The organism is Burkholderia sp. MSMB2157WGS (genome assembly GCF_001532755.1).
Lineage (GTDB): Bacteria > Pseudomonadota > Gammaproteobacteria > Burkholderiales > Burkholderiaceae > Burkholderia.
This window is the reverse complement of record NZ_LPJG01000030.1, coordinates 365,993-380,473: the sequence shown is the minus strand read 5'-3', so window position 1 is coordinate 380,473 and position 14,481 is coordinate 365,993. Positions and strand designations below refer to the sequence as shown.

General features: G+C 67.6%; 8 protein-coding genes and 1 pseudogene. 7 read left to right on the top strand and 2 right to left on the bottom strand.

Translation table 11 applies throughout. The annotated features are described in order from the left end of the window. The first annotated feature begins 260 nt into the window (after positions 1–260). From WT53_RS20260 to WT53_RS20250, 3 genes are all read left to right on the top strand, one after another. Entirely contained in the window at positions 261–1,178 is a 918-nt protein-coding gene (locus WT53_RS20260) for a serine aminopeptidase domain-containing protein (RefSeq protein ID WP_034204784.1), read from the top strand. Beyond that, positions 1,175–1,606, top strand: coding sequence for a MarR family winged helix-turn-helix transcriptional regulator (locus tag WT53_RS20255; RefSeq protein WP_034204783.1), 432 nt, complete (start codon positions 1,175–1,177; stop codon positions 1,604–1,606). Before WT53_RS20260 ends, WT53_RS20255 begins: the two co-directional genes overlap by 4 nt. 453 nt (positions 1,607–2,059) lie before the next feature. Then, positions 2,060–3,505: a sialidase family protein gene (locus tag WT53_RS20250; RefSeq protein ID WP_060261205.1), complete on the top strand. Its 1,446-nt coding sequence runs from the start codon at positions 2,060–2,062 to the stop codon at positions 3,503–3,505. Between the two features lie 61 nt (positions 3,506–3,566). Here the strand turns inward: WT53_RS20250 and WT53_RS34170 are convergent. Beyond that, positions 3,567–3,826 (bottom strand): annotated as a pseudogene (locus WT53_RS34170) (hypothetical protein); the annotation flags it as partial. Between the two features lie 331 nt (positions 3,827–4,157). On the opposite strand from WT53_RS34170, the gene WT53_RS20240 reads away from it, so the two are divergent. The 3 genes from WT53_RS20240 (at position 4,158) to otsA (ending at position 10,110) form a co-directional block, all read left to right on the top strand. Next, positions 4,158–6,242, top strand: coding sequence for a TonB-dependent receptor (locus WT53_RS20240; protein ID WP_052100114.1), 2,085 nt, complete (start codon positions 4,158–4,160; stop codon positions 6,240–6,242). 481 nt (positions 6,243–6,723) lie between these two features. Beyond that, complete coding sequence (locus WT53_RS20235; protein ID WP_080747655.1) at positions 6,724–8,343, top strand: methyl-accepting chemotaxis protein; 1,620 nt, start codon at positions 6,724–6,726, stop codon at positions 8,341–8,343. A 360-nt stretch (positions 8,344–8,703) separates the two neighbouring features. Beyond that, positions 8,704–10,110 carry an alpha,alpha-trehalose-phosphate synthase (UDP-forming) gene (gene otsA / locus WT53_RS20230; protein ID WP_034204779.1) on the top strand — a complete coding sequence of 469 codons (1,407 nt, stop codon included), beginning with the start codon at positions 8,704–8,706 and terminating at the stop codon, positions 10,108–10,110. 141 nt (positions 10,111–10,251) lie between these two features. Here the strand turns inward: otsA and ftsH are convergent, their stop codons facing one another. After that, positions 10,252–12,228 carry an ATP-dependent zinc metalloprotease FtsH gene (ftsH, locus tag WT53_RS20225; protein ID WP_060261202.1) on the bottom strand — a complete coding sequence of 659 codons (1,977 nt, stop codon included), beginning with the start codon at positions 12,226–12,228 and terminating at the stop codon, positions 10,252–10,254. 466 nt (positions 12,229–12,694) lie between these two features. Between ftsH and WT53_RS20215 the strand changes: the two genes are divergently transcribed. Further along, a complete protein-coding gene (locus tag WT53_RS20215; protein WP_034204778.1) occupies positions 12,695–14,359 on the top strand; it encodes an acid phosphatase in 1,665 nt (554 codons plus the stop codon). Positions 14,360–14,481: the final 122 nt, after the last annotated feature.

Below are 14,481 nucleotides of genomic sequence, written 5' to 3'. Positions count from 1 at the left end.
CGGCGCCCTTTGTCCGCCGCGCGCGACCGCCGGCGGAACGGATGGAACCGGTGAAGATACGTCGATTCACTTCATGACACAAACGCAATATTCTTCTATGTAAAGATGCAAATATTTTATGAAGTACGCGCACTTGCGCGGCACTCGCCACCGGCCGCAAGCCCACGGAGTTCGAACGATTCCTCGATAAATATTTCGCACACGAAATAAATCACGGACTATATTTCGCATACGAAATAACTGCCCGAGCGAGGACGGCCATGACCTCCCAACCCATCGAATTTTCCGCTGCCGACGGCTATGTCCTGCACGGCACGCTGTGGTCGCCGGCCGCGACGCCGCGCGCGCTGGTCCTGATCCATCCCGCCACGGCCGTGCCCGAGCGGCTGTATGCGGGCTTCGCGCGCTTTCTGACCGAACGCGGTTTCGCGGCGCTGACCTACGACTATCGCGGCATCGGCGCCTCGCGGCCCGCGCGTCTGCGCACGCTGCGGGCCCGCATGCGCGACTGGATGGAGCTCGACGTGGGCGCCGCGACCGCGTGGGCCCGGCACACATACGAAGGGCTGCCGCTGCTCGCGGTCGGCCATAGCGTCGGCGGCCACGCGATCGGGCTGTCCGGCGCGACGACGCATCTGCGCGCCGCCGTGCTGGTCGCCGCGCATGCGGGCAGCACGCGGCTGATCGCGCAGGCGGCCGAACGCCTGAAGGTGCGGCTGATCCTGCGCGTGCTCGGCCCGCTGATGTCCGCGCTGCTCGGCTACGTGCCCGGCAAGCGGCTCGGGCTCGGCGAGGATCTGCCGGCCGGTGTGTTCCGCGAATGGAGCCGCTGGACGACGCTGCCGCACTACTTCTTCGACGACCCGACGCTCGGCGCGGCCGAGCGCTTCTCGAAGCAGCAGTTGCCGATCCTCGCGCTCGGCTTCGACGACGATCCGTGGGCGAACCCGGCCGCGATCGGCCTGCTGGTAAGCTATCTGACCCGCGCGAAGGTCGAACGCCGCCAGATCGATCCGCGCGCGGCAGGCATCGGCCCGGTCGGGCACATGGGCTTCTTTCGCAGCCGGCCCGGCGCCGTGCTGTGGCCCGACGTCGCCGATTGGCTCGCGCAGGCGCTCGACACGCGTCGCGCCGCGGGCCGCCCCACCCTTACCATCGCAGCCGGGAACCCAGCTTGAGCGAAGACCGACGACTGTTTTTCATGTTGAACATCGGCCAGCGGCGCGTGCAGCGCTGGATCGATCGCAAGGCCGACACCGAGACGCGCGCGAGCGCCGCGCAGGCCGGCGTGCTGTTCTGCCTCGCGAAGCAGGACGGCGCGCTGATCGGCGAAGTCGGCGCCGCGTTGCAGCTTGCGCCGTCCGCGATGACGGGGCTCGCCGACCGGATGGCGAAAGCCGGCCTCGTTACGCGTCATGCCGATTCGGACGACGGCCGCGCCACGCGGCTGTACCTGACCGACGAAGGCCACGCGGCGCTCAAGCGCGCGCGCGTGCTGCTGCGCGAACTCAACGGCAAGCTGTGCGACGGGTTTTCCGACGACGAACTCGATGTCGTCGCGCGCTGGCTGCACGCGTTGCAGGAGCGGTTTCCGGCCGAGCGCTGAGCAGCGCATCGCGCGCTCGCAACCGGCTCTCACAGGCCTCAATCGCAAGCGATTGCGATTCGCGTTTTCGATTCGATTTTCATGCCGGCGCAGCGGCAAATCTTGCGTGCCCGCGCCGGCTTCCGGCAACGCTTTCCGGCTACGCTCTGTTACAAAAAACCGCCTGTCGCGCGTCATTCGAATCGCCTACATTGCAATCCACTTCGACGCATTCGTCGCATGCCCTGACCGGTTTTCCCGTCGGGTCGACATCGCAGGCACACCGACAAGCAATGAAAATGAAAAGGAGTCTTAACCGAAGCGCTGGCGGCATCCAGCGCACGCGGATGGCGATGACCGAAGCGGCATGCTGAACGACGCGTAACGACGTGCGCGGCATGATCGGCCGCGCCCCGGCTCGCGTCGTCTCGTCGTGCCCCGCCATCGCATCCGCACGTCACCGAGGAGTCGTCCATGCGACGCATGATCGTGTCCCATCCGCTTGTCACCCGCCTGTCCGCCGCGATGGCGCTGGCCGCCGCTGCCGCGGCGCACGCCGAGCCGACCGTCGTGTCCGGCCCGAGCCCGTTCGCCGCGTGCACCATCGGCGGCCCGGGCGTCAACTACGTGAACGCTGAAGTCGAACCGTGGCTCGCGGTCAACCCCGCGAACCCGAACAACATGATCGGCGTGTGGCAGCAGGACCGCTGGTCGAACGGCGGCGCCCACGGGCTCGTCGCCGGCTACTCGTTCGATGCCGGCGCAACCTGGGCGCGCACGCCGCAGCCGTTCAGCGCATGCGCGCCGGGCGGACTCAAGTACGAACGCGCATCCGATCCATGGGTATCGTTCGGGCCGGACGGCACCGCATATTCGGTGTCGATCTCGTTCAATCAGTCGAACAACGGCAACGCGGTCGCCGCGTCGGTCTCGACCGACGGCGGACAGACGTGGAGCAGCCCGGCCGTGCTGATCGCAAACGACGAACCGACGACGCAATTCTTCAACGACAAGGAATCGGTGACCGCCAACCCGGTGAAGGCCGGCACCGCGTACACGGTATGGGACCGCCTCGAACTGCCGAACGGCAACCCGTACGCGAACCTGCACACGCAGGCGTTCCGCGGGCCGACGCTGTTCTCGAAGACGACCGACGGCGGCAAGACGTGGAGCGCCGCGAAGGTCATCGTCGACGTTCCTTCGCGTCAGCAGACGATCGGCAACCAGATCGTCGTCGATCCGAAGAGCGGCACGCTCTACGATTTCTTCGACCTGATCCAGCCGCCGTTCAGCAAGGCGGCCGGCAAGGTCGCGTTCATCAAGTCGACCGACGACGGCGCGACATGGACCAAACCGCAGGTGATCGCGGGACTGCAGACGGTCGGCGTCACGGATCCGAACACCGGCGAACCCGTGCGCACCGGCGACATCATTCCGGAGCCGGCGATCGACCCGGCCTCGGGCCAACTCTACGTCGTGTGGCAGGACAGCCGCTTCAACGGCGGCACGTACGACGAGATCGCGATATCGACGTCGAAGAATGGCGGCGCGACATGGAGCGCGCCGCTACAGGTGAACACGCCGACCGGGCGCCCCGCGTTCAATCCGTCGGTGCGCGTCGACAACACGGGCGCGGTGATGGTCACGTACTACGACTTCCGCGACCTGCAGGCCGGCAACACGTCGACGCTGCCGACCGGCTTCTGGCGCAAGATCTCGCACGACGGCGGCGCCACGTTCGCCGACGAGCGGCGCGTCGGCGGCCCGTTCGACATGAAGCTCGCGCCCAACGCCGAAGGGTTCTTCATCGGCGACTACCAGGGGCTCGACGTCCTCCCGTCGTCGTCGTTCCATCCGTTCTTCGTCCAGACCAACGCGGGCAACCTGACGAACCGCACCGACGTGTTCTTCGCGCCGTGATGCGAGGATGACCGCTCCGGCGCCGCACGACGCCATGCGTCGCGCGGCGCCGTGCGCATGTTCAGGGCATCGATGCAGGCGGTCGGCACGATGCGTTCGTCGACCGCCCTTCCCTCGGCTTCACCAATACGTCGTCGCTGTTGGTGAGCTGGTCGCGCCGGATACGGGCGCGCACCGGGCCGTCCGCCGCGAAATCGGGCGACGCCCGCAAATCGCGCCGCGTGCCGACGGTCGACCCGCGCACGGCGTTGCCGTTCGGCACGGGCGAGAAGATCGGCAACGGGACATCGACGGCGGCAGGCCGTCGAGCGCCACCGCACCGCGCATCGATCGACGCGGTTTCGCGGCGTCGCAGCGCTCGCCGGCGTTCGATGCGAACGCTCGAGCCCGCGGTCGCACGCCGCCCTGCTGCTGTCGCCGCCCCTCGCCGATCCGACAGAAACCCGACGGGATGCTGCCGTTCGGCTTGGAATTTGACATGATATAACATATCATCTCGCGTGCTCGTCCGCCTGACGCCGTTCCAACCCAGGTGGCCGCGCATCGCCGAGCCATGTTCCAACGGGTCATTGCGCGCCGTTGACGCAACAATATATCGTATCCAGCGATCGCCCGCATGGCTCGTTATCCGATCCCAACCGATTCACCGACCATGCGCGACCTCCCTCGCTTACCGCTTCGCCCGCTCTCGTCCTTGTCGCTGATCCTGTTCGCCGTCGTCGCCCATGCGCAGACCGACGCGCCCGCCGCGTCCGGCACGCCGTCCATCGAACCCGCGCCGCTCGCGCCGATCTTCGTGACTGCGAACCCGCTCGGCGACACCGAACTGATCGCCCCGACCGTCCAGCTTTCCGGCGATGCGCTCACGCGCCGCCAGGCCGATTCGCTCGGCGAAACGCTCAACGGGCTGCCCGGCGTGTCGACCACCACCTACGGGCCGATGGTCGGCCGTCCGATCATCCGCGGGATGGATGGCGACCGGATCCGGCTGCTGCAGAACGGCGTCGCGGCGTATGACGCGTCGTCGCTGTCGTACGACCATGCGGTGCCGCAGGATCCGCTGTCGATCGAGCGCGTCGAAATCGTGCGCGGGCCGGCCGCGCTGCTGTACGGCGGCAACGCGGTGGGCGGCGTGGTCAACACGATCGACAACCGGATTCCGCGTGAAGCGATCGAGGGCGTGACCGGCGCGCTCGACGCGCGCTACGGCGGCGCGAATTCCGTGCGCGCCGGCGCCGCGCAGGTCGAAGGCGGCAACGGGCGCTTCGCGTTCCACGTCGATGCATTCGATCGCGAAACGAGCAAGCTGCGGATTCCCGGCTACGCGCGCAGCAGCCAGCAACGCGCGATCGACGGCCCCGACACGCCGCAACCGGAAGGCAACGTGCCGAACAGCGACGGCCGCGTGCACGGCGGTGCGGTCGGCGCGTCGTACACGTGGGTGGACGGTTTCGCGGGCCTGTCGTACAGCGGCTACGAATCGAACTACGGCTCCGTCGCGGAAAGCGACGTACGGCTGCGGATGCGCCAGGAACGCCTTGCGCTCGCGTCCGAGGTACGCAACCTGAGCGGACCGTTCACGACGCTGAAATTCGACTTCGCGTACACCGACTACCGCCACAAGGAAGTCAACAACGGTGAGACGGCGACCACCTTCCGCAACCGCGGCTACGAGGCGCGCATCGAGGCGCGCCATCGCAAGATCGGCCCGTTCGAAGGCGCGATCGGCGTGCAGTTCGGCCAGAACACTTTTTCCGCGCTCGGCGACGAATTGCTCGTGCCGTCCACGCGCACCAACAGCGTCGCGCTGTTCGGTCTGGAGGAATGGCAGGTCGTCCCGGCGCTGAAGCTGAGCCTCGGCGGCCGCATCGAGCACGTGAAGGTCGATCCCGATCCGGCCGGCGTCGAGAAATTCGCGCTCGCGCAGCCGCGCGACTTCAATGCCGGCAGCCTGTCGGCCGGCGCGCTGTTCTCGCTGACGCCGGTATGGTCGGTCGCCGCGAACGTCGCCTACACCGAACGCGCGCCGACCTTCTACGAGCTGTATTCGAACGGCCCGCACGATGCGACCGGCCAGTTCCTGATCGGCAACCCGAACGCGTCGAAGGAAAAAGCCGTGTCGACCGACCTGTCGCTGCGCTATGCGAGCGGGCCGAACCGCGGCAGCGTCGGCGTGTTCTACAACCGCTTCTCGAACTACCTGACCGAGTACAACACCGGCCGCGTGGTGGACGGCGACGACCAGCCCGTCGCGCCCGGCACCGACGGCGCGCTCAACGAGGCGATCTATCGCGGCGTGCGCGCCGAGTTCTACGGCATCGAGCTGGACGGCAAGTGGCGTGCATTCGCGCGGCGCGGCCATACGGTCGATCTCGAACTGACGGCCGACTACACGCACGCGCGCAACGTCGACACGGGCCAGCCGCTGCCGCGTATCGCGCCGCTGCGTGCGACGCTGGCGGCTGACTACGGTTACGGCCCGTTCGGGGCGCGTGCGCAGGTCACGCACGCGTGGTCGCAGCATCGTGTGCCCGACAACGACTTCTCGACGGACGGCTACACGTCGCTCGGCGTGATGCTGACCTACAAGTTCCGCGTCGGCGCGACGAACTGGCTCGCGTACCTGCGCGGCGACAACCTGACGAACCAGGAGATCCGCTACGCGACGTCGGTCGTACGCGGCTTCGCACCGGAAGGCGGCCGCAGCGTGATGGCCGGATTGCGCACCACGTTCTGACCCTCGTACGGCTCGCGGCGCCCGCCGCGGGCCTCGCGGGCCTCGCGGGCCTTTTACCGGCGCGAACCCGAACCGCCCGCACCGCTCCGCTTATTCGTCATTCCCTCGCGTCGATTACGCCGATTACGCCGCTCGCATCGAACCCGCGCATCGCAACGAAATTCCCTCATTCATCGGCAAATCAGAAAGAAATAATCAGACAAATATTATAAAAAAGATGTTTTTTGTTTCGCCAGTAAAACCGCATTCAAATCCTGTACATAACGAATCGAATAAGTCGCAATCCCGCGAACCATTTGATCAAGACCAAGAACGCCCGCTTGACAAGGCCGGCGGTGTTTGAAAAACGAATGTAAGGGTTTTCGAAGGGTAAAGAATCATTCCAAATTCCCGTTAAAGCCGGCACCAACCTGTATCTGGTCGAACGATAAATTCCATTTACCACCACACGCACAGGGGCCGAAACGTGAAAATCGTCAGAATGAGCATCAAAACGAAACTCCTCGGCGGCTTCGGCCTGCTGGCCGCGGTCGTCGTGACCGTATCGGGCATGGCGCTCAAGGCACTGTCCGATACGAACACCGAGTTTTCACGCTACATGAACGGCATCAACGCGCGGGCCAGCCTGGCCGCACACATCCGCACCGCGGTCGACCGGCGCGCGATCGCCGCGCGCAATCTCGTGCTCGCCACCCGGCCGGCCGACATCGAGGCCGAACTCGCCGAGGTGAACCACGCGCACAAGGACGTGCAGGACCATCTCGCGAAGCTCGACGACCTCATGGCGAAGGCGACCGACACGTCCGATCGTGCACGCGAACTGGTGGCCGAGATCGTGCGCATCGAAACCCGCTACGGGCCCGTTGCACTGCGCATCGTCGGACTCGCGCAGGCCGGCAGGAAGGACGACGCGATCGCCGACATCGACGACAATTGCCGCCCGCTGCTCGCGCAGCTGGTGCGTGCGACCGACGCCTACGCGACCTATACGCATGAACGCGAAATCGGGATCGCGCAGGCATTCGCGGATCGCTACACGGTGGAGCGCAACCTGCTGGCCGGCATCTGCCTGATCGCCATCGCGATCGCGGCCGGCGGCGGCCTGTGGCTCACGCGCAAGATCACGGCGCCGATCGGCTCGGCCGTGGACGTCGCGCGCACGGTGGCGAACGGCGATCTCGGCAGCCGCATCGAGGTGCGCGGCAACGACGAAACGCGCGACTTGCTCGACGCGCTGCGGACGATGAACGAGCGGCTGATCGGCATCGTCGGCCGCGTGCGCGACTCGTCGAACAGCATCGCGCACGCGGTGAGCGAGATCGCATCGGGCAACCTCGACCTGAGCCAGCGCACCGAGGAACAGGCCGCGTCGCTGCAGGAAACCGCGGCGACGATGGAGGAATTCACGTCCACGGTGCGCCTGAACGCGGAAAACGCGCAGCAGGCGAGCACGCTCGCCGCGAATGCATCGGACGTCGCGCAACGCGGCAGCTCGGTGGTCGGCCGCGTGGTCGACACGATGACGGAGATCGGCCACAGCTCGTCGAAGATCGCCGACATCACCGGCATCATCGAAGGCATCGCGTTCCAGACCAACATCCTCGCGCTCAACGCGGCGGTCGAAGCGGCCCGCGCGGGCGAACAGGGTCGCGGCTTCGCGGTTGTCGCGAGCGAAGTGCGCAGTCTCGCGCAGCGTTCGTCGACGGCGGCGAAGGAAATCAAGGAACTGATCTCCGCGTCGGTGCAGACGATCCGCGACGGCTCCGCGCTCGCGGGCGAAGCCGGCAAGACGATGTCCGACGTCACGCAGGCCGTGGCGCGCGTGACGGACATCATGGGCGAGATCGCGGCCGCGTCGGCCGAGCAGAGCCGCGGCATCGACCAGGTGAACCTGACGATCACGCAGATGGACCAGACGACGCAACAGAACGCGGCGCTCGTCGAGCAGGCGGCGGCCGCATCGAAGTCGCTCGAGGCGCAGGGCCGCGAGTTGTCCGAAACGGTCGCCGCGTTCCGGATGCCGGCTGGCGCGCATGCGGTATCACCCGGCACGCATGCGCAGGAAGCCGACACGCGCCGCTGGCAACCGGCCGCCGCGTAACGGCATGCGCATCGTCATCGGCACCATGACGCCCCACTCGTCGCATGGCCTTGCACACACTGCGTCGCGTCGCGGCCCGGCGCAAGTTTCGGTCCCGCTCGGGCAGCGTCGGTTGCAGGACAGGCGCCATCGCGACCGCGCGACCTGTTCGCCCGAGCCGTTCGTCGACACGGACTTTTAAAACGCACGAATGACGAGTATCCTAAAAAAGCACTTTTCGACCGGACGGCGAATCGCGTGCCCTGACTCCCGTCCGATCGCCATGCGGCCCCGTCGTATCGCGCACCGCGCGCCGACGGCGGCGTCTGTCTCTCGCGCCCTGGCCGCACGAACCTTCCCCAACAATCGTCAGGAGAGCTGGTGAGCCGACTCGTCGTCGTATCCAATCGCATCGCAGATCCCCGTAAAGCCGCGGCCGGCGGCCTCGCCGTAGCCGTGAAGGACAGCCTGCAGGAAACCGGCGGCGTCTGGTTCGGCTGGAGCGGCAGGCTACGCGGCGGCGACGAGCAGAGCGCGCATGGCGACGACGTGCAGGTCCAGAACGTCGGCGGCATCCAGCTCGCGACGGTCGATCTCGATCCGCAGGATTACGACGCTTACTATCTCGGTTACTCGAACAACGTGCTGTGGCCGGTGTTTCACTACCGGCTCGATCTCGCGCAGTTCGACCGGCGCTTCGCCGACGGCTACCGACGCGTGAACCAGCTGTTCGCGCGCAAGCTGCGCACGCTGCTGCGACCCGACGACACCATCTGGGTCCACGATTATCAGCTGATTCCGCTCGCGGCCGAGCTGCGCGCGATGGGCTGCACGAATCCGATCGGCTTTTTCCTGCACATCCCGATGCCGCCGCCGCCGATCATGGCCGCGATTCCCGAACACGAATGGCTGATGCGCGCGCTGTTCGCGTACGACCTCGTCGGCTTCCAGACCGAATCGGATCTGCTCCACTTCGAGCACTACGTCGAAGCGGAAGCCGGTGCGGCGCGGCTGCCGGACGGCCGACTGCGCGCGTTCGGCCGCACGCTGTCGGCCGGCGCGTTTCCGATCGGCATCAACGTCGACGAATTCGAGTCGCTCGCGCGCGATCGCGACGGCCTCGCCATGTTCGAACGAATGCGCGACGAATATTCGCGCCGCCAGTTGCTGGTCGGGGTCGACCGGCTCGATTACACGAAAGGGCTGCCGCAGCGCGTGCATGCGTTCCGCGAGTTGCTCGAACAGTATCCGGAGAACCGCGACCGTGCGACGCTGATCCAGATCGCCGCGCCGAGCCGCGAGGATCTCGGCGCCTACGACGACTTGCGGCGCGAGATGGACAGCCTGTGCGGCGCGATCAACGGCGACTACGGCGAGCTCGAATGGATGCCGATGCGCTACATTCACCGCACCGTCGCGCGCAAGCGCCTGCCGGGCCTCTATCGCGCGAGCCGGGTCGCGCTCGTCACGCCGCTGCGCGACGGGATGAACCTCGTCGCGAAAGAGTTCCTCGCCGCGCAGGACGCGGCCGACCCGGGCGTGCTCGTGCTGTCGCGTTTCGCAGGCGCGGCCGAGCAACTGAAATCGGCGCTGCTCGTCAATCCGTACGACACGCAAGGCACCGCGCAGGCGATCCAGCGCGCGCTCACGATGCCGCTCGAAGAGCGCCGCCAGCGTCACGCGGCGCTGATGGCGATCGTGCGCAAGACCGACGTGCACTGGTGGCGCACGCGCTTTCTCGACGCGCTCGCCGAAGCGGCCGAAGTCGCGGCCGCGACCGAGTCCTGACGCGCCGACGCGCGCTCACGCTCTGCCCGCTTCGTCGTGCATGCGAGCACGACGCCGTTCGATCGATACGGGCGCGCCGCTCGTGGCGATTCCGTGGCGAAAAAACAGGAATGTCTACGCGCGCCGGCCCGCGCAACGGCTTCAGCGATCGGATTCGTGCGGCCGTCCGTACGCGACGAAATCGCGCTCGACGGTGGAGGCGTGCTCCGTGTCGATCGCGCCGCCGCGCGCATTCGTTTCGTCGCCGGGTAACGCCGAAGTCGCCGACGACGGTTCGATGCGTCCGTCGATCAGCGCCTGCAGCCCGTCGCGTTCGAGCACCTCGCATTGCAGCAGCCGTCGCGCGATGCGTTCGAGCGCGTCGCGTCGTTCGCCGAGCGTCGTCGCGACGCGCGCATGCGCATCGGTCAGCAGCGTGCGCACTTCTTCGTCGATCATGCGCGCGGTGTGCTCGCTGCAGCGGCCGCCGTCCGCATGCCAGATGCCGGGCAAGCCCGAGCGCGTGTCGCCGTCGTCGAACGTCGCGAGCCCGATCTTCTCGCTCATCCCGTACTGCATGACCATGTGGCGCGCCATCGCGGTCGCGCGTTCGAGGTCGTTCTGCGCACCGGTCGAGACATCGCCGAACACGAGCTCTTCCGCCACGCGCCCGCCGAGCAGCGCATCGATCCGGTCGAGCAGCTCGCTGCGGCGCAGGACGTAGCGATCCTCGGTCGGCACCTGCTGCGTGTAGCCGAGGGCGGCGACGCCGCGCGGAATGATCGACACCTTCTTCACCGGGTCGCAATGCGCGCGGCTTTCCGCGACGAGCGCATGGCCGGCTTCGTGATACGCGATCGTCAGTTTCTCCTGCTCGTTCATCACGCGGCTCTTGCGCTCGAGGCCCGTCAGCGCGCGGTCGATCGCCTCGTCGAAGTCGGCCATGCCGATCGCCGGCTTGCCGAGTTCGGCCGCATGCAGCGCGGCCTCGTTGACGACGTTCGCGAGATCGGCGCCGACGAAGCCCGGCGTGCGCGACGCAAGCTCGCCGAGATCGACCTCGGCCGCGAGCTTCACGCGCTTCACGTGCACGCCGAGGATCTGGCGGCGGCCGTTCACGTCGGGCCGGTCGATCGCGATGTGCCGGTCGAAACGGCCCGGCCGCAGCAGCGCGGGATCGAGAATCTCGGGCCGGTTCGTCGCGGCCATGATGATCACGCCGGAGCCGGCCTGGAAGCCGTCCATCTCGACCAGCAACTGGTTGAGCGTCTGTTCGCGCTCGTCGTTGCCCGACATCGGACCGACGCCGCGCACCTTGCCGAGCGCATCGAGCTCGTCGACGAACACGATGCACGGCGCCTTCTGCTGCGCCTGCTCGAACAGGTCGCGCACGCGCGCGGCGCCCACGCCGACGAACATCTCGACGAACGCCGAGCCGCTGATCGAGAAGAACGGCACGGCCGCCTCGCCGGCCACCGCGCGTGCGAGCAGCGTCTTGCCCGTGCCCGGCGCGCCGACGACGAGCACGCCTTTCGGGATCTTGCCGCCGAGCCGCTGGTAGCGATCGGGATTGCGCAGAAACGCGACGAGCTGTTGCAGTTCGGCCTTCGCTTCGTCGATGCCCGCGATGTCGTCGAACGTGATGCCGGTTTCCTGCTGCACGTACACGCGTGCGCGGCTCTTGCCCATCCCGGTGAAGTCCTGCAGTCCGCCGCGCTTGTGCAGCATCATGTTCCACACGAACACGAGCAGCATGAGCGGCAGCAACCACGACGCGAGCGACGCGATCCAGCCGGTGTCGGGCGTGCCGCGATAGCGGATGCCGGCCGCGGTCAGCGTGTCGATCAGGTGTTCGTCGGTCACGCGGCTGGTCGTGAAGCGCCACGGCGCGCCGGCCTGCTGCACGACCGTCGCGTCGGACGCCGGCAGCATCGCGCCGGCCTGCGGCATCTTCAACGCGCCCGAGATCGACGCAGGGCCGACCTCGAGATCGTCGACCAGCCGCGCGGCGACGAGCCGGTGGAAATCGCTGTACGCGATCGGCGTCGACGTCGGGTGCAGCATCAGCAACTGCGCGGCGAACAGCACGAAGAAGCCCGCCGCGATCAGCAATCCCGGGTAGTCGAATTTCTTGTCCATGGCATCGGGCCGGCCGTATCGGCTGCGCGGCGTGCGCTCACGCCGGCACGCGCGCGGAACCGGTACGCGGCCGCCATGCGAAAACGGCAAGCATCCGCGCCATCGTCGCCTCGCTGTCTCGCATCGTTCGCTGCATCGATGCCGCCTCGGCAACACCGTCGGCCGGCGTCGCGGGGCGATCCTCGCCCGGGCGGCACGCCGCGACGCGCCGCCCCTGATTCCAGTCTAGTTCGCGCGCGGGCGTCGCGCACCGCTCGCCGTGCGCGCGCGTCGAATCGTCCGACGAACGGCTTTCATCTGCCCCCTTGGCGCGCTATAGTCGCGTTCATGACATTTATGTGACAGTCGCGTCGCACCACCGCGTGCGATGCCGGCCATGGCATTCCGCCCTGCGTCGCGGCAGCCCGCGCGACGCAGGCGCGCATCGAACGACACCCGCCCACCGCCCATCCGAGGAGCCCACGACGTGAACGACACCCCCGATCGCCCCGACGACCTGCCCGTCGATCCCGACCGCCGCCGTGTGCTCGGCGGCCTCGCCGCGCTCGGTGCCGGTGTCGCCGTCGCCGGCTGCGAAACCACCGCGGACAACGCACCGCGTTCGGCCGCCGACCTGCGCATCGACGAAGCGTTGCGCCAGCGCGTGCGCCACATCGTCGTGATCTATGCGGAAAACCGCAGCTTCGCGAACCTGTACGGCGACTTCCCGGGCGTACGCTATCCGCTCGGCGACGTGCGGCCCGAACAGGCACGACAGCTCGATCGCGACGGCAAGACGCCGCTGCCGGTGCTGCCGAAGATCTGGGGCGGCCTCGTGCCGCAGGCGCAGGAAGTGGACGGCAAGCGCTACGCGATCGCCGAACGCGACATCGACAAGCTGCCGAACGCGCCGTTCCGGATTACCGACGCGCAGGGCAAGCCGCTGCCGAACGGCGTGATCACGCGCGACCTGTGGCATCGCTTCTACCAGAACCAGATGCAGATCGCGGGCGGCCGCAACGACCAGTTCGCCGCATGGGCCGATTCGGGCGGCCTCGTGATGGGCCACTACCGCAATTCGGCCGACACGCTGCGCCTGTGGAATCTCGCCCGGCAATACACGCTGTGCGACAACTTCTTCATGGCGGCCTTCGGCGGTTCGTGGATGAACCACATGTTCCTGATCTCCGCGCAGCCGCCGCTGTATCCGGACGCGCACAAGCATCCGCATGCGGCGAAACTGCTGTCGCAGGTCGAAGGCGACGACCCGACCGGCACGCGCCTGAAGCTCGCCGACGATTCGCCCGCGTCCGCGCTCGACGGCCCGCCGAAGTTCGCGGCCGACGGCCCGCTGACGCCGGACGGCTACGGCGTGAACACGATGGCACCGCCGTACCAGCCGAGCTACGTGCCGCCGCCCGATCCGGGCAATGCCGCGTATGCGGATCCGTCCGACCATCGCGTGATGCCGCCGCAGGGCTACGCGACGATCGGCGACCGCCTGTCGGAAAAGAATATCGACTGGGCGTGGTACAGCGGCGCATGGCAGTACGCGCTCGAACATCGCGACACCGGCACCGTGCCCGACTTTCAGTACCACCACCAGCCGTTCAACTACTTCGCGAACTACGCGCCGGGCACCGAAGCCCGCCGCAAGCACCTGCGCGACGCGGGGCTCGGCGACGAGCCTTCGACCAACCACTTCATCGCCGACATCGACGCGGGCCGCCTGCCGGCCGTCGCGTTCTACAAGCCGCAGGGCAACCTGAACATGCATGCGGGCTATGCGGACATCGAATCGGGCGACCGTCACATCGCGACCGTGATCGACCATATCCGGCGCGGGCCGCAATGGGAAAACACCGTGATCGTGATGACGCACGACGAGAACGGCGGCTGGTGGGATCACGTCGCGCCGCCGGTCGGCGATCGCTGGGGTCCCGGCTCGCGGATCCCGGCGCTCGTGATCTCGCCGTTCGCGAAAAAGGGCTTCGTCGATCACACGCTGTACGACACGAACTCGATCCTGCGCTTCATCAGCCGCGTGCACGGCCTCGCGCCGCTCGACGGCGTGGTCCGGCGCAACAACGCGTTCGCCGCACGCGGCGCGACGCCGCCGGGCGATTTGACGAACGCGCTCGATCTCGGCTGATCGCCAGTCGATCATCGGAAACGCCGACGCCCCGGGCCACGCGATGAATGGCCCGGGGCGTCGTTCGTTTCCGGCCCGGCGACGCCATGCGGCGCCGGGCAATGCGTCGCGCGCAACGTGCG

Bases quoted from the DNA above. Each gene is read 5' to 3' on its own strand.
- ftsH (WP_060261202.1), bottom strand. From the start codon at position 12,228: ATGGACAAGAAATTCGACTACCCGGGATTGCTGATCGCGGCGGGCTTC.
- WT53_RS20250 (WP_060261205.1), top strand. From the start codon at position 2,060: ATGCGACGCATGATCGTGTCCCATCCGCTTGTCACCCGCCTGTCCGCC.
- WT53_RS20235 (WP_080747655.1), top strand. From the start codon at position 6,724: ATGAGCATCAAAACGAAACTCCTCGGCGGCTTCGGCCTGCTGGCCGCG.
- WT53_RS20240 (WP_052100114.1), top strand. From the start codon at position 4,158: ATGCGCGACCTCCCTCGCTTACCGCTTCGCCCGCTCTCGTCCTTGTCG.
- WT53_RS20260 (WP_034204784.1), top strand. From the start codon at position 261: ATGACCTCCCAACCCATCGAATTTTCCGCTGCCGACGGCTATGTCCTG.